Source organism: Saccharothrix hoggarensis (assembly GCF_042678885.1).
GTDB classification, from domain to species: Bacteria; Actinomycetota; Actinomycetes; order Mycobacteriales; family Pseudonocardiaceae; genus Actinosynnema; species Actinosynnema hoggarensis.
Window position 1 is genome coordinate 1 of the sequence record NZ_JBHTLK010000019.1, and the last position, 18,675, is coordinate 18,675.

Genomic DNA, 18,675 nt, shown 5'->3' on the forward strand with positions numbered 1-18,675 from the left:
GCGCCCGGTGGCGCCCCGGCCGCCGGTGCGACCGGGCCGCGCCCCGCTCCCCCGGTGCGCCGGCAGCCGACCGCGAGCGAGCAGACGGTGAAGGTGCAGCTGCCGCCCACCGCGAGCGAGCGGACCGTGAAGATCGCCGCCGTGAACCTGCCGGACGGGTCGGCCGGTCCGTCCGGGTCGGCCGTCCCGGACCGTCCCGTGGCGAAACCGGGCGGCCCGACGTGGCCGACGCGCGAAGACGCCCCGTAGATGGGCGCCACCACCCGCGTGCGGCAACGCGCGGACGGCGCCACGCTCGTCTGTGCCTACCTGATCGCGCTGCTGGTGATCCCGGCGCGGCTGGTGCTGTCGTTCGTCCCGATGACCCTGCCGCCCGCGCTGGTGGTGGCGTTGCTGCTGGGTGTGCTGTGGATGTCCGCGCAGATGGTGGACACGCTCGGCATGGGCAAGGGGCGCAACGCGCTGCGGACCGCCGTGGGGGTGTACCTGGCGATGCACCTGGCGACGTACGCGGTGGCGACGCGGCGGTGGTTGCCGACCGATGAGCTGACCGTCGCCGACAGCAGCATGGTGCGGATCGTGGCGACCATCAGCGTGGCGATCTTCGCGTGCGACGCGATCCGGACGCGGGAGCGGCTGGACCGGGTGCTGAAGCTGGTGCTGGCGTGCTCGGCGGTGATCGCGTTCATCGGGCTGGTGCAGTTCGGGCTCGGCGTCGACCTGGCGGCGTACGTCAACCTGCCGGGGCTGCGGACGCAGGAGAACGCGTACTCGGCGATGGAGTCGCGGTCGATCTTCCGCCGCCCGACCGGGACCACGAACCACCCGATCGAGTACGGCTTGGTGTGCGCGATCGCGGTGCCGTTGGGCGCGCACTACGTGTTCCGCGCCCGTGACGAGGGAACGCCCGCGTTGCGCTGGTGGCTGTGCGTGGCGATGGTGGGCCTGGGCGCCCTGACCTCCCTCTCCCGCACCGCGATCCTCGGGCTGGCGGTGTCGGGGATCGTGCTGGTGGCGACGCTGCCTCGGCCGCGGAAGCTGACCGTGACGCTGCTCGGCGGCGGGTTCTTCCTCGGGGCGAGCCTCGTCGTGCCGGGCCTGTTCGGCACGCTGCGCGGCATGTTCTCGAACATCGAGGACGATCCCAGCGTCAAGGCCCGCACGGCCGACTACGAGGCGGCCGCGGCGCAGATCGACCTGAACCCGTTGCTGGGACGGGGGTTCGGGACGTTCCTGCCGACCAAGTACACGATCCTCGACAACCAGTTCCTGCTGACGTTGATCGAGAACGGCTACCTGGGCCTCTTCGCGCTCGTGGGGATGTTCCTGGCAGCCGCCTACGCCACCGTTCGGGCGCGGCTGGTGAGCCGGGACGAGAACCTGCGCGGCCTCGCCGGCTGCCTGCTCGCCGCGGTGCTGCTGGGCGGCATCGCGTCGGCCACGTTCGACCTGCTCAGCTTCGGCGTCGCCACCGGCCTGGTGTTCACCATGATCGGCCTCTCAGGCGCCGCCCTCCGCATCGCCGTCGCGGAACGCCACTCCCCCTCCCCGCCCAGCCCCTCCCCGCCCAGCCCTTCCGCGCCCAGCCCTTCCGCGCCCAGCCCTTCCGCGCCCAGCCCTTCCCCGCCCAGCCCTTCCGCCGATCACGACGACCGCTAGGCGCCCCCCGACTCAGCACCCGTCGACTGACCACGCACATCTCGACTGTGGGTGGATGAGGGGCGAGGGGCTGGGACGGCGGTGGGGGCGGGTCAGGTGGCGGCTGGTGAGAGGCCCTTGTCGCCCTCCACGTAACGGTTGTCGCAGTCCCGGCACACCAAACCCGCGTCCAAGCGCTGGCCGCAGTCGCAGACCCAGCCCTTGTGCGTGGCCGGGTTGCCGGCCACGAAGGCGTGCGCGGGCACGTCCTTGGTGATCACCGAGCCGGCGGCGGCGAAGGCGTGTTCTCCGATCTCCACACCGCAGACCACGACGGTCCCCGCGCCGAGCGTCGCACCTCGCCGCACCATTGTGGACAACAGCGCCTCGCCGGTCCGCCGGATCGCCGCACGGGGGCGGAGGTCGTTGGTGAACAGGACGTTCGGGCCGAGGAAGACCTCGTCCTCGCACACCACGCCGTCGAACACGAGCGTTCCGTTCTTCACCGTCACGCGGTCGCCGAGGACCGCACGGCTCTCCACGAACGCGCCGTCGCAGATGTTGCAGTCCCGGCCGATCCTGGCCCCGGGCAGCACGTGGGCGAACGCCCACACCCTCGTGCCCGCCCCGACGTCGGAGCTCTCACACAACCCTTTCGGGTGGACGAAGACGTCGCTCATCCCACTGCCTCCACGAGTGCCGCCACGACGCGCTCCTGCTGCGCCGCCGTGATCTCCGGGAACAATGGCAGGGACAGGATCTCCCCCGCCACCGCCTCGCTGACGGGGAAGTCGCCGGGCGCGTGCCCGAGGTCGGCGAAGGCGCCGGTCAGGTGCACGGGCGTCGGGTAGTGGATGCCGGCCCCGATCCCCGCCTCGTGCAACGACGACAGCACGCGGTCGCGGTGGGGGACTCGAATCACGTACAGGTGCCACACGGGGACGTTGCCGTCCAGGACCACCGGCAGGGTCACGGACGGGACGTCGGCGAGCAGGGCCTGGTAGCGGGACGCCGCGGCGCGGCGGGCCTCGTTCCACGCCTCCAGCCGCCGGAGCTTGGCCGACAGGACGACGGCCTGGAGGGTGTCGAGGCGGCTGTTGAAGCCGAGGACGGGGTGCTCGTACTTGCGCGGCGAGCCGTGCTCGCGCAGGAGGCGCACGGACGCGGCCAGGTCGGGCGAGGTGGTGAGGACGGCGCCGCCGTCGCCGTACGCGCCGAGGTTCTTGCCGGGGTAGAAGCTGGTGGCGGCGATGTCGCCGAGGCCGCCGACGGGCACGCCGTGACGTCGCGCGCCCTGGGCCTGGGCGGCGTCCTCGACGATCGGCAGGCCGAACGCGCGCAGGTCCTCGACGGGCGCGGCCTGGCCGTAGAGGTGGACGGGCAGGATCGCCCTGGTGCGGGGGGTGAGGGCGGCGGCGACCTCGGACACGTCGATCAGGCCGGTGTCGGCGACGCAGTCCACGAGGACCGGGGTGGCGCCGGTGCGAGCCACGGCCTCGGCGGTGGCGATGAAGGTGTTGGCGGGCAGCACGCACTCGTCGCCCGGTCCGACGCCGAGGGCGCGGAGGGCGAGTTCGATGGCGTCGGTGCCGTTGCCGACGGTGACGCAGTGCGGCACGTCCTGGTAGGCGGCGAACGCGGCCTCGAACTCGGCGACCTGGCGTCCGCCGATGAACGCGGTGGTCTTGAGGACCTCCGCCCAGCCTTCGGCGACCTCGTCGGCGACCTGGTCGTGCTGGGCGCGCAGGTCCACCAGCGGGATGTCGATCACGAACCGTTCCCCTCTCGCAGTCGTCGGGCGGGGTTCCCCACCCAGACCTCCCCCGCGGGGACGTCGGTGAGCACGACGGAGCCCATGCCCACCACCGCTCCCGCGCCGATCGACGCGCCCTCGCGGACGGCGCTCGCCTGTCCGAGGTACGCGCCCGCGCCGACCCGCACCGATCCGCCCAGTGACGCGCGGCCGGCGAACGTGACGCCGTCGTGGACCTCGCAGTCGTGGGTGATCAGGGTGTGCGGCATGGCGACGACGTGCGCGCCGATCCGCACCGGCGCGGTCACCACCGCCCCGGCGAGCAGGACGGTTCCGGGTCCGAGCGTCGTGCCGGCGGCGACGGACGCCGCCGGGTGCACGACGGTCGCCCACCGGTGGTCGCGCAGGCCGAGGCGGGCGACGACGCCCAGCCGGCCGCGGGGGCGGTGGGCGTTGGCGACGCAGGCGACCACGGCGGCGTCGGACGTGTGGACGAGGTCCGTGCCGCCGAGGACGGGCAGGCCGTCGAGGTCGGCGCCGTGGCGTGCCGGGTCGTCGTCGAGGGCGCCGAGCGGGAGCCAGCGGTCGGGGGTGAGGCGGACGGCCGCGAGGACTTCGCGGGCCAGTCCGCCTCCTCCGACGAGGAGCAGCGGGCGGGGGCTCATCCGGTGGTGAACACGACGTCGACCCAGTAGTTGCTGCCCGCGTAGGACGACTCGGGGAAGCCGGGTCCGGCGCGGAACACGCCGTTGCCGGCGCCGTCGGCGGTGGCGGGCGCGCTGAGCGGCGGGCTGGTGACGGCGTTGCCGCTGAAGTACCCGGTGTCGACGGAGTAGTGGCCGTTCGGCGCGGTGTAGGACGCGACGTAGGTGGTGCCGGCGGTGACGTTCACCGGTGTGGTGAAGGTGAGGGTCTGCCAGCCGCTCGCGGTCTCGTTGGTGAACGTGCCGGTGGCGAGGGGGTTGCCGGCCGCGTCCCAGAGGGTGCCGGTGTGGGTGCCGGTGTTGCCGACGCCCTTGTGGAACTTCACGCCGGTGACGGCGCCGTTGACCGAGGGCACGAACCGGACGCCGAGTTCGTAGGAGCCGGTGTCGTCGGCGGACTGGACCGTGGGCACGGTGGCCGTGCTGAACAGCGAGCACGGGCAGTCGCCGGTCGTGGTGGTGGTGAACGACCAGGTGGTGGGCGCGGTCATGGTGTTGCCGTAGACGTCGGCGATGCGCAGGCTCGCGGTGTGGGTCGTGCCGCCGGCGAGGGGTGCGGCCGGGGTCCACGTCACCTGCTGCTGGTTGGCGGAGAGGGACAGGGTGCCGGCGATCTTCGCGCCGCCGGCGTCGGCGACGGTGAACTGGGCGGTGGTGAGGTCGACCGGTTCGTCGAACGACGCGGTGAGGGGCGAGGTGCGGGACACGTCGCTCGCGCCGTCGAGGGGGGTGCGGCCGTTGACGACGGGTGGGGTGTTGTCGTCGTTGGGCAGGTAGACGACGTCGACCCAGTAGTTGCCGCCGGCGTAGGAGTTGGTCGGGTAGCCGGCGCCGGGGCGGTAGACGCCGTTGCCGCCGTCGCCGGCCGCGGGGGCGGCGAGGGGGCCGCTCGTGACGGAGTGGCCGCTGAAGTAGCCGCTGTCGACGGAGTACCGGCCGGTGGTCGTGGTGTAGGAGGCGGTGTAGGTGACGCCGGCGGACACGAAGACGGGGTCGGCGAAGGTGAGGGTCTGCCAGCCGCTCGCGGTCTCGCCGGTGAACGTGCCGGTGGCGAGTCGCTGCCCGCCGGGTGACCAGAGGGTGCCGGTGTGGGTGCCGGTGTTGCCGGGTCCCTTGTAGAACTTGACGCCGGTGATCCGGCCGCCGGCGGTGGGGGTGAAGCGGACGCCGAGTTCGTAGGCGCCGGTGTCGTCGGCGGACTGGACCGTGGGCACGGTGGCCGTGCTGAACAGGGTGCAGGGGCAGATGACGGCGGCGTCGGTGGTGAACGACCAGGTGGCGGGGGTGGGCATGGGGTTGCCGTTGACGTCGGCGATCAGGGCGCTCGCGGTGTAGCGGGTGTTCGGCATGAGCTTGCCGGTGGGTGTCCAGGTGACGGTGCGCTGGTCGCCGGACAGGGACGTGGTGCCGGTGAGCTGGGCGCCGCGCGGGTCGGTCAGCCGGATCTGGGCGCTGGCGGGGTCGACGGGTTCGCTGAACGTGACCGTCAGGGGGGTGGTGGCGGTGACGTTCGCGGCGTCGGCGGCGGGTGTGCGGTGGGTGGGGGTGGGCGGGGTGCTGTCGCCGTTGAGGCCGTTGCGGTAGATGACGTCGACCCAGTAGTTGGTGGCGTTGTAGGTGGAGGCGGGGGCGACGCCGCCGTTGCCGTAGCGGTAGACGCCGTTGGGGCCGTCGACGCCGTCGGCGAGCGCGCGGATGCCCGCGTGCTCGGCGCCGTTGCCGGAGAAGTAGCCGCCGGTGACGGCGTAGCGGCCGTTGGGTGCGTGGTAGGACACGACGTAGGTGGTGTTCGCCTGCACGACGACCGGTGAGGCGAAGGTGAGCTTCTGCCAGCCGCTCGCGGTCTCGTTGGTGAAGGTGCCGGTGGCGAGGAGCAGGCCGGTGGCGGACCAGAGGGAGCCGGTGTGGGTGCCGGTGTTGCCGGCGCCCTTGAAGAAGCGGACGCCGAGCACCTCGCCCTTGCCGTTGAAGCGGACCTTGGTGCCGACTTCGATGGGTGTGGTGTCGTCGGCGGCGTGCACGGCGGGTCGGGCGAAGTCGTCCCAGACGGTGCACGGGCAGGTCGCGGGTCGGGGGGCGCCGGTGGTGAACGTCCACGTCGACTGGGTTGTCTGGTTGCCGGCGGCGTCGGAGGCGCGCAGTGCCGCGGTGTAGGCGGTGTTGGGCGTCAGGGCCTGGCCGGGGGTGAAGGTGACGGTCTTGTTCTCGTGGGAGAAGGTCGAGGTGCCGGACACGGCGCCGTGGGGGCCGGTGAGGGTGAACTGGGCGGAGCCGGGCGCGATGGCCTCGTCGTGGGTCGCGGAGACGACGGGGGTGAGCGCGACGGTGCCCTCGCCGTCGACCGGCGTGGTGGAGACGAGCAGCGGGGCGCGCTGGTCGGGGCCGGGGTCCGGCGCCCACACGACGTCGACCCAGTAGTTGCTGCCCCAGTGGGACTGGGTCGGGAAGCCGGTGGAGCCGAACCGGAACAGGCCGTTGACGCCGTCCGCGCCGTTCTTGAGGCCGGTGAGGGGTTCGAGGTAGCGGGGTTCGCGGTGGAAGTACTCCAGGTCGTAGGAGTAGTGGCCGCGGGGCGCGAAGTAGGAGGCGACGTAGGTGACGCCGGCGGTCACGGCGACGGGCTGGGCGAACGTCAGGGTCTGCCAGCCGGTGGCGGACTCGTTGGTGAAGGTGCCGGTGGCGAGAGGGTTCCCGGCGGTGTCCCAGAGGGTGCCGGTGTGGGTGCCGGTGTTGCCCGGTCCCTTGTAGAACCTGACGCCGCGCACGTAGCCGTCGCCGTTGGCGCGCCACTTCACGCCGAGCTCCAGCGGTGACGCGTCGCCGCTGTCGGGGACGTCGGGGGTGTCGGCGTCGGTCCACAGGCCGCACGGGCAGGTGCGGGGGTTGACGCCGGGGGTGGCGACGACGGGGGTGGACAGGTTGGCCGAGTCGTCGACGGCGCGCACGCGCAGGCTCGCGGGGCCGGACTTGCTCGGGGTGTAGGTGTAGCTCCACGCGGTCTGGCCGGCCTGCCACGCGGCGGGGTGCCAGCGGGCGCCGCCGTCGGTGGACACCTCGACGCCGCCGACCTGGCCGCCGACGTCGGCGACGGTGCCGGAGAACGTGTAGGGGACGCCCACCGTGGACAGCGCGGGCACGGAGGTGAACGCGGCCGTCGGCGGTTGGGTGTCGGTGCTGGCGGTGGCCTGCACCAGGCCGGGCCGCAACGTCGTCGCCTGGACGCCCATGTCGGCGAGGAAGTTGACGGTGGCCTGCTTCATCCGGATGTCGGAGGTGGGCGTGTTGGTGAGGAACGCGTGTTCGTCGTCGACGCCCCACGCCCACTGGACGGTGCCCGCGCCGAACACCAGGGACCCGCTGGGGTGCCGGTAGTAGGTGATGGCGTGGGTCTTGGTGTCGGGGGTGTAGAGGTCGCCGTGGTTCTGGAGCACGTACGGGCCGTCGGGCATGGTGACGGTGGTGCGGGACAGCTGGGCGACGCCGGGCGGCTGGAAGCCGTTGTCCTCCACCGAGTTCCACTCGTAGCCGAGGGTGCCGGGCTGGAAGGTGTACGTCGTGCCGGGGGCGAGGCTCTGCAGGGACGTGTGCCGCCACAGCCGCATCTTGCCGTACGCGGCGGGCACCTGGAGGGAGTCCTCGCGGCGGCCGTTGACGGTGAAGATGTTGCCCAGCAACGCGTTCTCGGGACGGCCGCCGTCCTGGTCGGGGTAGCGCGGGTCGCGCCAGGTGCCGGTCCAGTCGCTCAGGCCGTCGTTCTGGGTGCCCTTGGTCTCCTTGTAGCAGGCGATCGTGCGCCAGTCGGTCCGGGAGGCGTCGATGCTCTTCTCCCAGCGGTGCTTCCAGAAGATCTCGTTGCCGGTGAGGAACGCGAGGTGCACGCCCGCGTCCCGGGCGGCCTCGACGTTGGCGCGCTGCTCGTTGGACCAGTACTCGTCGTGGCCGACGGCCATGAACACCTTGTGGTTCTTGATGAGGTGGCCGCGGCGGGCGGAGTCGGCGTCGGTGGTGTAGCTGACGTCGTACCCGTTGGCCTCCAGGAACCGGAGCATCGGGTACTCGGCGTTGAAGATGAAGTTGTCGTCGCCGTCGCCGCCGGTGTACGGGCGGTTGTAGCTGACCTTGTAGGCCTGGCCGCCCTGGCCGGGGCCGTCGCCGAAGTACAGGCTGTTGCCGCCGTACCGGTTGTACGCCACCCACGTCGAGTCGGACGTCTGGAACAGGATCTTGGAGGTGCTGGTGTCGTCGCGGACGACGAACACGATCTCGTTCTCGGCGCCGGTGTCGTTGCGGTGGGTGCGGGCGTAGTAGAGGCCGGAGACGGCGGTGGCGGGGACGTTCCAGCTGAGCGACACGGCCCAGTTGCCGCAGTCGATCAACGCGCTGCCGTCCGTGCCGCGCAGGCACGGCGGCTGGTTCTGCGGGGTGGCGCGGCTGATCCGCTCCTGGAAGCGGGCGCCGACGCCGCCGTAGTAGCCGAGGCGGTAGATGTCGATGTAGTAGGACGACGCGCTGGTGTGCATCTTGAAGTCGACGCGGCCGCCGGGGGTGGCGCTGATGTCCGTCGTGTACCCGAGGATGGCGTCGTCCCGGTAGGACACCTGCCAGTTCGGCGTGCCGGGCTTGGTGTTCTCGCACGCCACCTTGTTGACCACCGGCGCGTCGCACGGTGCGGCGGACGCCTCCGGGGCGCGGACCAGGCCGACGACCGCGAGTGTGGACGCGACGAGGGCGGTCACGACCAGCAGGCGCAGCAGGGGTACCGCGAGAACGGGTCTGGCCCGCTTCCGGTCGGCGGTCATGGGTGGTTCACCTTTCGGGCACGAGCTGTTGTCACCGCGGGTGATCAGGTGTGTACCGCGTCGACTGGCGGAACGCCGTTGCTCCGATCGTCGTGCGCGCCGCACTCCGCGTTACACCAAGGGGAACGCGGGGTCCGGTGATCGCCCAACGCGCCCGTCCCGACCACGGTGCGTGTCGGGACGGGCGCGTGGCCGGGTCGCGGGCGGGGGCGGACCGCCCTCGGCCGGGTGCGTGGTCTTCGGGTGGTGCTAGCGGGAGACCAGCGGCGCGTGCAGCGCCGCCTTCAGCTGCTCGACCACGGTGTCCTGGTCGGCGGCCGTGAGGTCGTGGTAGAGCGGGAGGATCAGCGACCGCCGGGTGAACGCCTCGGTGACGGGCAGGTCGACGCGCGGGTGGTCGGCGTACGCGGGTTCGAGGTGCGCGGCCATGATCCCGCGGCGCGCCGACACCCCGCGTTCGGCGAGGCGGGCCAGGACGTCGTTGCGCTCCACCGGGAGGTCGTCGGGCAGCATGACCCAGAACGACTGGTAGTTCGTCGTCCCGTGCCCGGGGTCGCGGACCGGGCGCAGGCCCGGCACGTCCGCGCCGAGCACGTCGGCGAGGAGGTCGTGGTAGCGGTCGGCCAGCTCGCGCCGCCGCCGCACGATGGCGTCCAGTCTGGACAGTTGCACGAGGCCGACCGCGGCCTGGATGTCGGTCATCCGGTAGTTGAACGCGGTCTCCAGGTAGCTCTCGACGACGGCGCCGCCGCCGCTGTGCCGCTCGGCCGCGCTGACGCTCATGCCGTGCTCGCGCAGCCGCCTGCCGCGGGTCGCCCACTCGGCGCGGTTGGTGGTGAGCATCCCGCCCTCGCCGGTGGTGATGAGCTTGCGCGGGTGGAACGACCAGGCGGCCACCTCGGCGTCGGCGCCGACCGGTACGCCGCGGTAGGTGGAGCCGGCGGCGCACGCCGCGTCCTCCACCACTGTGACGCCGCGCGGGCCGCACAGGGCGCGCAGGGGGTCGACGTCGGCGGGCACGCCGGCCTGGTGCACGAGGATCACGGCGCGGGTGCGGTCGGTGAGGACCGGTTCGACGGTGGCGGCGGACAGGTTGCCGGTCTCCGGCTCCACGTCGGCGAACACGGGGGTGGCGCCGCAGTAGCGGACGGCGTTGGCGGTCGCGATGAACGACAGCGACGGCACCACGACCTCGTCGCCGGGCCGCACGTCGAGCAGGTGCAGCGCGATGTGCAGCGCGGTGGTGCAGGACGACGTGGCCACGGCGTGCAGCGCGGCGACGCGGCGGGCGAAGGCGTCCTCGAAGGCGGCGACCTTCGGTCCCTGGGCGACCCAGCCGGAGCGGACGGCCGCGGCGGCGGCCTCGGCCTCCTCCTCGCCGAGCCACGGCTTCATGACGGGGATCATCGGGACGCCTCGGCGGCGACGGCGGACCGCCACCACGACACCAGGCCGCGCAGGCCGTCGACCAGGCCGATCTCGGGCTTCCAGCCGAGGTCGCGGGCGGCGGCCGAGATGTCGGCGAGCCGGCGCGTGACGCCGTTGACGGCGCGTTCGGGGCCGTGCTCCAGCGGCAGGTCGGAGTCCATCGCGGCCAGCAGGGCCAGCGCGAGGTCCTTGAGGCTGGTCTCGCGGGCGCTGGCGATGTTGTAGACGGCGTCGGTGACGGGGGCCGTCGCGGCGAGGACGTTGGCGCGGGCGATGTCGTGCACGTGGACGAAGTCCATGGTCTGCGCGCCGTCGCCGAAGATCAGCGGCGGCTTGCCGTCGGCGATGCGCTCCATCCAGCGGATCAGCACCTCGGTGTACTTGCCGTGCGCGTCCATCCGGGGCCCGTAGACGTTGAAGTAGCGCAGCGCCACGTAGTCCAGGCCGTTCATGGCGTGGAAGCTGCGGAGCATGCCCTCGTTGAACGCCTTGGCCGCGCCGTAGAACGTGTCGTTGTTGTAGGGGTGGTGCCGCTCGGTGGTCGGGAACTCCTCGGCGAGGCCGTAGACCGACGCCGACGACGACGCGACGAGCTTCTTGACGCCCGCGGCCACGGCGGCCTCGATGACCGTGAACGTGCCGTCGACCAGGGACTCCAGCGCGAGGCGCGGTTCCTCGGCGCACTGCGTGATGCGGATGGCGGCGAGGTGGAACACCAGGTCGACGCCCCGCGTCAGCTCGCCGACCAGGGCGCGGTCGTTGATGTCGCCGTCGACGACGGTGAGCCGGTCGCCCGCCGCGGCGGTGGCGTCGGCCAGGTTCTCCCGGCGGCCGCGGACGAAGTTGTCCAGCACGACGACCTCGGCGGCGCCGGCGGCGAGCAACCGGTCCACCACCGCGGAGCCGATGGTGCCCGCTCCTCCGGTGACGAGGGCCCGTTGCCCGGTGATCGGCTGAGCCGCGTCCGACATGGTGCTTGTTCCTTCCGTGGGGTCGTGCTGGTGGTCTGGCGGGTGGTGGCGGTGCGGTGGGGTCACGCGGTGGCGAAGGCGTCGGTGGCGGAGGCGTCGGTGGCGGAGGCGTCGGTGGCGGAGGCGTCCAGGGCGGAGGTGTCGGTGGCGGAGGTGTCCGGGGCGGAGGCGTCCCGGGCGAAGGCGTCGGGGGCCGGCTCGTCGACCTGCGTCACGGTGACGAACTCGCCGCCGGCGGCGAGGCTCGCGGACGCCGCTTCGAGCGTGGCCAGCACCCGCAGTCCCGACCAGCCGTCCGTCAGCGGCGCGCGCTTCTCGGTGATGGCGGCGGCGAACTCCGCCATGACCCCGCGCAGCGCCTCGTGCTCCGGCAGGGCGGGCGCGACGGTGTCGCCGCGCCGGTAGGAGATGATCGCCTGGCGGCGGTCCTCGTCGTCCTCGATGCGGTCCGCGCCCCGGTCGTGCACGGAGAGCCGCTGCACGGCGTTCAGGTCGTCCCACACCACCGTGCGGCGCGACCCCCCGACGATCATGGTGCGGATCTTGGTGGGCGACAGCCAGTTCACGTGCACGTGGGCCAGCACGCCGTCGGACAGCTCCAACGTCAGGTGGCCGACGCAGGCGCGGCCCGCGCCGATGGGGTCCGAGCCGTGGGCGGCGACGCGGGTGACGCGCACGCCGTCCGGCAGGATCGCGTCGAAGATCGACAGGTCGTGCGGCGCGAGGTCCCAGAACACGTCCACGTCGGGCTGCACGAGGCCGAGGTTGACCCGCACCGAGTCGAGGTACTGGACGGTGCCGATCCCGCCCTCGCGCACGAGCTGCCGCAGGTACCGCACGGTCGGCGTGTAGACGAACGTGTGGTCGAGCATCAGCGTGAGGCCGCGGCGGTCCGCCTCGCGGGCCAGTTCCAGCCCTTCCGCGTACGTCGCCGCCAGCGGCTTCTCCACCAGCACGTGCTTGCCCGCGCGCAGCGCGGCCAGGGCGACCGGCAGGTGCGTGGCGGCCGGCGTGGCGACGGCGACCGCGTCGACCGCCGGGTCGGCGAGCACGTCGTCCAGCGAGCCGGACACCCGCACGGTCGAGTAGTCGCCCAGCACGCGGCGGGCCCGCTCCACGTCGAGGTCGCACAGGTAGCGCAGCTTCAGGCCGGGTGTCGCCTGGGCGTTGCGCACCAGGTTCGGCCCCCAGTAGCCGGCGCCGATGACGGCGATGCCGATCGGCTGGTCCATCTCACTCCCCTTGTCGCGGCCGTCGCCGCGAGGCGCGCGTCGGCTGGTCGTCATCAGTAGGCCCCCTGGCCGCCGAACACGGCCCGGAACGTCTTCCACAAGATCAACGCGTCGAGGGCGAGCGACCAGTCCTCCACGTACCGCAGGTCGAGCCGCACGGACTCCTCCCACGACAGGTCGCTGCGGCCGGACACCTGCCACAGGCCGGTCAGGCCGGGCTTCACGAGCAGCCGGCGACGCATGTCCGGGCCGTACCTGGCGCTCTCCTCCGGCAGCGGCGGGCGCGGCCCGACCAGCGACATCGCGCCCGTGAGCACGTTGAACAGCTGCGGCAGCTCGTCGAGCGAGTAGCGCCGCAGGACCCGGCCCACGGCGGTGACCCGCGGGTCGCGGCGCAGCTTGAACAGCACGCCCGCGCCCTCGTTCACCGACTGGAGCCGGGCGCGCAGCGCGTCCGCGTCGGTGACCATCGTGCGGAACTTGAGGATCGTGAACGGCACGCCGTCCTTGCCGACGCGGCGCTGCTTGTAGAGCACCGGCCCCTTGGTGTCGACCATGATGGCCACGGCGACGGTGAGGAGGACGGGCGCGAGCAGCGCCACCAGCAGCGCCGCGCCGACCTTGTCCACGGTCGCCTTGACCAGGCGGCGGAAGCCGGTGAACGACGGTTCGCTGACGCGCAGCAGCGGCATGCCGAGCACGCCGGTGACGTGCAGCCGGGGTCCGGCGAAGTCCATCAGGGCGGGCGCGACGACCATCTCGGTGCCGGAGCCCTCCAGGTCCCAGGCCAACCGCTGGAGCCGGCTCGGCGTCCAGTAGCCGTCGGCGGTGACCGCGACGATCCGGTAGCCGCCGCGGCGGACCTGCTCGCCGAGGTCGTCGAACGTGCCGACGACCGGCACGCCGTCGAGCTCGACGCCGATCTCCGCGCGACCGTCCACAGTGCACACGGCGTCGACGCGCCAGCCCAGGTGGGGCGCTCGGCGGGTGCGGCCGATGAGGTCCGCGACGGTGTCGACGTTGCCCGCGGCGAGCACCGGCAGCAGGCAGCGGCCCTCGCCGCGGGCGCGGTGCAGGGGTCGGCGCAGCAGGTAGCGGACGGGGAAGGCGACCAGCGCGACGGCCGGTCCGACCACGAACACCCACAGGCGGGCGCCGGGCAGGTCGGCGGCGAGCGCGCCGAAGCCGAGCGCGACGACGGAGGCGAACAGGCCGCGGCCGAGGCGGCGGAACTCCTCCGCGCCCTGGCCGAGCACCGCGGGGTTCCACACGCGGTTGAGGAGCAGCGACCCGACGACGACGGCGACGGTGAGCGCTTCGAGGGCGAGCAGCGAGAACGGGGCGAACGAGGCGTGGCGGGCCGACATGACCATGCCGGCGAGCACCACGACCACGACCGTGCACAACACGTCGGCGGCGATCACGCCGCGGCGGTAGGCGGGCTCCCAGGCGCCGACCGTGGGGTTGGTCGTGCGGTGGGTGGCTCCCGCCCCCGCGACGGGTCTGTGGCGTCGCGTCGGCTGGACCTGCTTGCTCATCGCGGTACTCCCCCGGGTGGGCCGGTTCGGACGTGCACGTTCGCAGGGCATCCCCGACGGACCCGCGATGGTGGACGACAAATGCTGTGGTGGCGATTTCTGCCTCGCCCATCCGTCATTCGTCACGTCGGCGGCGCGCGTTACACGGGCGGTGCGGGCCCTCTGGGTGGCATTCCCCCATTACGACACTCGGCGCACACCGGGACGGGTTCCCAGGTGACGTGACGTCACCGCCGGAGGACTCCGGGAAAGGCTTGGCGGGCGGCGGGAGGGGAAGGTCCACAGTGGTCGGTGCGGGGTCGCGCAGGCACGCGGCCACGTCCATCGGTGACGGGACGCGTTCCGTTACACCGGGTTTTCGACGGTGGTCGAAACTCACTGTGAATAGGGTCGGCAATAGGGTCGAAAGGCCCTACTCCGTGGCGGCGCGCGATCGCCCATTCACAGACCGGCAGCAGCTATTCGGCGCAACGTTCCGGGCACTTCGGGTGACCGCCCGGACGCATTCCCGACGGACCCGACGAACCGAGGGTGACCCACGCCACTTTTCCGGCCACAATAGGGCCGTGGTGGTCGTGCTGGTCGTCGGCGGGCTGCTGGGCGCGTTCCACGGCGCGTGGGCGTGGCGCACCCGGCTGTACCCGCGCGGGGCGCGCGGGGTGGCGCTCGCCGTGGTGGACGCCACGTGGAGCCTGCCGAACACGCTCGCCGGCGCGGTGTTCCTCGCCTACGCGCTGGCCCGCGGCAACCGGGTCGACGCCGCGTTCAGCCGGCACCGCGGCACGCTCGGCCTGCGGCACGGCGTCATCAAGGGCTTCGCCACCACGATCGGCCCGGTGCAGGCGGGCATCTCGCCGGGCGTGGACGACCACGAGGCCGTGCACGTGCTCCAGGCACGCCTCTTCGGGCCCCTGTACCTGCCGCTGGTGGTGGTCAACTGGGTGGTGGCGACCGTGCTGCCGTACTGGCTGCTCTACCACGACCGGGCGAGCGCGCCGATCAACGGCGTGAAGGCGTACTTCCGGCACGGCGTGTACCCGCACTGCTGGCACGAGGAGTGGGCCTACCGCCGCCAGGGCACGCCGCCCGTCGACTAGCGGGCCGCGACGAGCCGGACCTTCTCGTCGCCCACGGCGACCACGTCGCCGTCGTGGAGCTGGGCGCCCCGCCGGCCCTCCAGCCGGCCGTTCACCGTGACCTCGTCGGATTCGACCAGCTCACGCGCGTGCGCGCCGTTGTCCGCCAGACCGGCCAGCTTGAGGAACTGGCCCAACCTGATCATGTCGTCGGAGATCTCGACCTCGCGGATGCGCATCGCCACATCATCCCCCAGCGGTGCACGGGCGTCCGCACGTGCGGCGGTTAACGAGGATTGCACGGACTCGCAACACGCCCGACATCATCGCGACCCGGTTCGGTCTACGGTTCCCGGAATGTGAGCACAGGCAGCTCAGACCCGGAGTTCGCGGGCGGCGCGGGACGCAAGCGCCGCCGGTCCCTGCGCGGTGAGGTCGGCACGACCGGCGCCCGGTTCGGCTCACCCGCGCTGCGGCGCAGCATCGAGGAGCAGCCGCCGGAGCAACCGAAGCCGCCCCAGCGGCGGCGGTCGTTGCGGGGCGAGGTCGGGGCCACCGGCGCCCGGTTCGGCTCGGCCGCGCTGCGCCGCAGCCTCGACGACCAACCCGACCAACCCGACGACCACCGGAACGGCCCGCCCGACGACCACCAGAACGGCTCGCCCGACGACCACCAGAACGGCTCGCCCGGCGGCCACCCGAACGACCTGCCGGGCCGCCACCCGAACGGCCCGCTGGACGAGACGGCGCCGTTCGAACACCTCCACGACCACGGCGGACCACCGTCCGTGCCGGCCGGCCGCGAGCCGGAACCCGAGCCCGAACCGGCCGTGGAGGAGTTCTCCGGCCCGCTGGTCCGCCCCTACGCGTGGACGGGTGGCCGCACGACGTCCGACCACGACCTGCGGCTGGAGACGCTGGTCTCGCTGGAGGAGAACGGCATCGCCGTGGCCATGCGGCAGTCGACGGCCGAGCAGCGGTCGATCGTGGAGATGTGCGCCAACCACCCAAGGTCGGTCGCCGAGGTCTCCGCGCTGCTGTCCGTGCCGCTGGGCGTGGCGCGGGTGATGCTCGGCGACCTGATCTCGATGGGCGTCGTGGCCGTGCACGACAACGCGGCCGCGCCCGGCGGTCCGGACTTCACCCTGCTGGAACGGGTCCTGGTGGGCCTGCGGAGGTTGTAAGAACGCCGCCGGCGCGGAGGGGCGGCTAGAGCTCGGCGACCTCCGCGCGCAGCCGGCCGAAGACCTCGGCCAGGGCGGGCAGCTGGTAGTGCGCGTTGAGCCCGCTCGGGTTCGGCAGCACCCACAGCCGCGAGGACGCGATCGTCTCCTCCTGCGGACCCACGCGTGCCGCCTTGCGCCCGAACGCCGTCCGGTACGCCGTCACGCCGACCACCGCCACCACCTTCGGCCGGTGCCGCCGGGCCAGCTCCGTCAACCGCTCCCCGCCCGCGCGCAGCTCCTCGGCGGTCAGCTCCTCGGCCCGCGCGGTCGGGCGGGCGACCAGGTTCGTGATGCCCAGCCCGTACCGGAGCAGCTCGGCCTGCTCGGCGGGCGCGAGCCGGCGCGGCGTGAAGCCCGCCAGGTGCAGCGCGGGCCAGAACCGGTTGCCGGGCCGGGCGAAGTGCTGCCCCTTCGCGGCCGACAGGAGACCGGGGTTGATGCCGCAGAACAGCACGTCCAACCCCGGCCCGACGATGTCCGGCAGCATCACCCGACGACCACCGGCGTCCCGTCGACGACCAGCCGCCAGTCCGTGCGGTGGAACGCGGCCGGGTCGATCTCGCCGCGCCCCTGCACCCACTCGATGAGCAGCTGCCGGATCTCCAGCTGCCGGTTGTGCAGCACGGGCGCGGTGGCGATGTGCGGGAAGTTGCCGCCGCCGGACTGCCGGTAGTTGTTCACCGCCACCGCGAACACCTGGTCCGGCGTGACGGCCGCGCCCGCGTAGGCCAGCCCGGTGATCCGCTGCCCCACCGGCCGCGCCAGGTCGATGTCGTAGGTCAGCGGCGCGTCCAGCCCGGCGGCCACGTCGTACAGGTAGTCCGGGGTGCCGCCCGCGTTGGTCAGCGCGTCCGGGTGGTGCGGGCCGGGCGTGGCGACCGCCTTGAAGTAGCCCGCCGACCGCTCCAGGTAGTCCTTCAGCTGCGCGCCGGTGAGCCGCACGCCGAACAGGGTGTTGTCGAAGACGTACAGGCCCGCCACGTCGCGCACCGACACGTCGCCGGCGGGGATGGCGGCGGCCTTGTTGAACGGCGACGCCAACGACAGCACCGGCAGGGGTTCCGCGAGCGCCGCCTTCAGCGCCGCGCCCTGCACGTGGTTGACGAAGTCGAGCGCGGCGGTGTCCTCGTACCGGGCGGTCGCGGCCGACATCGCCGACTTCGACGTGCCGATCTTGGAGTTGACGTAGGCGACGACCTTGTCGTGGTCGGCGCGCAGCTTCCGCACGATCGCCGGGTCCTCGGGCACGGTGTTGGTGTTGAGCACCTGCGAGCGGGACGCCTCGGCGTGCCAGCCCCGCCCCTGGGTCCACGCCAGGTCGAACTCCATCAGGCTCAGCCGCTTGCCCCAGAACAGCGGCTCGGTCAGCAGCACCCGCTTCCCGGTGGCCTTGTTCGTGACGAACCGCTGCGCGATCTCGGTGTGGGCGTGGCCGACGAGGATCGCGTCGATGCCCGGCACCTCCTCCGCGACCAGCGCCGAGCAGTTCTCCGGGAACGGGAGCAGGTCGCCCAGGGACGACGACAGGTCCGCGCCGGAGTGCGCCGCCACCACCACGAGGTCCGCTCCCGCCTGCTTCACCTTCGGCACCCACTCGCGGGCCTGTTCCAGCACGCCCGGGAACGTCATGCGCCCGTCGACGTGCGCCTTGTCCCAGATCGCGATACCGGGGTTGGTCAGCCCGAGGATGCCGACGCGCAGCGGCGCGGCGCCGGTCCGCCACACCGTCTTGACCACGTACGGGCGGAACGCGGGCGCGCCGGTGGCGGCGTCCACGGCGTTCGCGGCGAGCAGCGGGAAGTCGAGCTGCTTCTCGAACGCCCGCAGCAGGGGGATGCCGTAGTTGAACTCGTGGTTGCCGAGCGCGGCGGCGTCGTAGCCGAGCTCGTTCATCGCGGCGGCCATCGGGTGCACGCGGCGGCGTCCGATCGGCTCGACCTTGGCGTAGTAGTAGGCCAGCGGGGTGCCCTGGAGGGTGTCGCCCGCGTCGATCAACAGGGTGCGGTGCGCGCCGCGCTCCTCCCGGACCGCCTTGACCAGCGTGGACAGCTTCGCCAGGCCGACGTCGTTGTGCGCGGCGTCGTCGAACTCGCGGTCGGCGAAGTAGTCCCAGTTGAAGACGTTGCCGTGCAGGTCCGTGGTGCCGAGGACGGTGAGCGTGAACCGCCGCCCGCCGGTCCGGTCGTCCGGGGCGGCGTGCGCGGCCGTGCGGAACCCGGCGGCGGCGAGCACACCCGCGGCCCCGCCGGCGAGCAGGGCGCGGCGGTGCAGAGGAGATCCGGTCATGGGCGGAACGGTAGCCATTGACCG

The 18,675-nt window shown here is 72.8% G+C and carries 15 protein-coding genes; 4 read left to right on the forward strand and 11 right to left on the reverse strand.

The annotated features are described in order from the left end of the window. Both ACFQ3T_RS06430 and ACFQ3T_RS06435 read left to right on the forward strand, forming a co-directional pair. Positions 1-249: hypothetical protein (locus ACFQ3T_RS06430; RefSeq protein WP_380721034.1), on the forward strand; the 249-nt coding region annotated here is incomplete at its 5' end. After that, complete coding sequence (locus ACFQ3T_RS06435) at positions 250-1,659, forward strand: O-antigen ligase family protein (RefSeq protein WP_380721036.1); 1,410 nt, start codon at positions 250-252, stop codon at positions 1,657-1,659. It abuts the gene before it with no gap. A gap of 92 nt (positions 1,660-1,751) precedes the next feature. Here ACFQ3T_RS06435 and ACFQ3T_RS06440 read toward each other — a convergent pair whose 3' ends face one another. The 8 genes from ACFQ3T_RS06440 to ACFQ3T_RS06475 all read right to left on the reverse strand — a co-directional run bounded on the left by ACFQ3T_RS06440 (position 1,752) and on the right by ACFQ3T_RS06475 (position 14,063). Beyond that, on the reverse strand, positions 1,752-2,318 hold the full coding sequence (locus tag ACFQ3T_RS06440) for an acyltransferase (protein WP_380721039.1): 567 nt from the start codon (positions 2,316-2,318) through the stop codon (positions 1,752-1,754). Further along, positions 2,315-3,406 carry a DegT/DnrJ/EryC1/StrS family aminotransferase gene (locus tag ACFQ3T_RS06445; protein ID WP_380721142.1) on the reverse strand — a complete coding sequence of 364 codons (1,092 nt, stop codon included), beginning with the start codon at positions 3,404-3,406 and terminating at the stop codon, positions 2,315-2,317. The genes ACFQ3T_RS06440 and ACFQ3T_RS06445 overlap by 4 nt, the downstream gene beginning before the upstream one ends. Next, positions 3,406-4,056 carry a NeuD/PglB/VioB family sugar acetyltransferase gene (locus tag ACFQ3T_RS06450; protein ID WP_380721042.1) on the reverse strand — a complete coding sequence of 217 codons (651 nt, stop codon included), beginning with the start codon at positions 4,054-4,056 and terminating at the stop codon, positions 3,406-3,408. The genes ACFQ3T_RS06445 and ACFQ3T_RS06450 overlap by 1 nt, the downstream gene beginning before the upstream one ends. Beyond that, positions 4,053-8,894 carry a DUF4082 domain-containing protein gene (locus ACFQ3T_RS06455; protein WP_380721045.1) on the reverse strand — a complete coding sequence of 1,614 codons (4,842 nt, stop codon included), beginning with the start codon at positions 8,892-8,894 and terminating at the stop codon, positions 4,053-4,055. Before ACFQ3T_RS06455 ends, ACFQ3T_RS06450 begins: the two co-directional genes overlap by 4 nt. Before the next feature lie 249 nt (positions 8,895-9,143). After that, positions 9,144-10,301 (reverse strand): DegT/DnrJ/EryC1/StrS family aminotransferase, encoded by a 1,158-nt coding sequence (locus ACFQ3T_RS06460; RefSeq protein ID WP_380721048.1) that lies wholly within the window; start codon positions 10,299-10,301, stop codon positions 9,144-9,146. Next, complete coding sequence (locus tag ACFQ3T_RS06465; RefSeq protein ID WP_380721051.1) at positions 10,298-11,293, reverse strand: SDR family NAD(P)-dependent oxidoreductase; 996 nt, start codon at positions 11,291-11,293, stop codon at positions 10,298-10,300. The genes ACFQ3T_RS06460 and ACFQ3T_RS06465 overlap by 4 nt, the downstream gene beginning before the upstream one ends. A gap of 62 nt (positions 11,294-11,355) precedes the next feature. Next, on the reverse strand, positions 11,356-12,525 hold the full coding sequence (locus ACFQ3T_RS06470; RefSeq protein WP_380721054.1) for a Gfo/Idh/MocA family protein: 1,170 nt from the start codon (positions 12,523-12,525) through the stop codon (positions 11,356-11,358). Between the two features lie 53 nt (positions 12,526-12,578). After that, positions 12,579-14,063, reverse strand: a complete 1,485-nt coding sequence (locus ACFQ3T_RS06475; protein WP_380721057.1) for a sugar transferase — start codon at positions 14,061-14,063, stop codon at positions 12,579-12,581. Between the two features lie 566 nt (positions 14,064-14,629). On the opposite strand from ACFQ3T_RS06475, the gene ACFQ3T_RS06480 reads away from it, so the two are divergent. Continuing rightward, a complete protein-coding gene (locus ACFQ3T_RS06480) occupies positions 14,630-15,160 on the forward strand; it encodes a hypothetical protein (protein ID WP_380721059.1) in 531 nt (176 codons plus the stop codon). Here the strand turns inward: ACFQ3T_RS06480 and ACFQ3T_RS06485 are convergent. Then, on the reverse strand, positions 15,157-15,378 hold the full coding sequence (locus tag ACFQ3T_RS06485; protein ID WP_380721062.1) for an RNA-binding S4 domain-containing protein: 222 nt from the start codon (positions 15,376-15,378) through the stop codon (positions 15,157-15,159). The two genes, ACFQ3T_RS06480 and ACFQ3T_RS06485, sit on opposite strands and share 4 nt — an antisense overlap. A 120-nt stretch (positions 15,379-15,498) precedes the next feature. On the opposite strand from ACFQ3T_RS06485, the gene ACFQ3T_RS06490 reads away from it, so the two are divergent. Next, positions 15,499-16,323, forward strand: coding sequence for a DUF742 domain-containing protein (locus ACFQ3T_RS06490; RefSeq protein ID WP_380721065.1), 825 nt, complete (start codon positions 15,499-15,501; stop codon positions 16,321-16,323). Between the two features lie 25 nt (positions 16,324-16,348). Here ACFQ3T_RS06490 and mug read toward each other — a convergent pair whose 3' ends face one another. Both mug and ACFQ3T_RS06500 read right to left on the reverse strand, forming a co-directional pair. After that, positions 16,349-16,852: a G/U mismatch-specific DNA glycosylase gene (mug, locus tag ACFQ3T_RS06495; protein ID WP_380721145.1), complete on the reverse strand. Its 504-nt coding sequence runs from the start codon at positions 16,850-16,852 to the stop codon at positions 16,349-16,351. Continuing rightward, a complete protein-coding gene (locus ACFQ3T_RS06500) occupies positions 16,852-18,651 on the reverse strand; it encodes a bifunctional metallophosphatase/5'-nucleotidase (protein WP_380721068.1) in 1,800 nt (599 codons plus the stop codon). Before ACFQ3T_RS06500 ends, mug begins: the two co-directional genes overlap by 1 nt. Positions 18,652-18,675 lie beyond the last annotated feature (24 nt).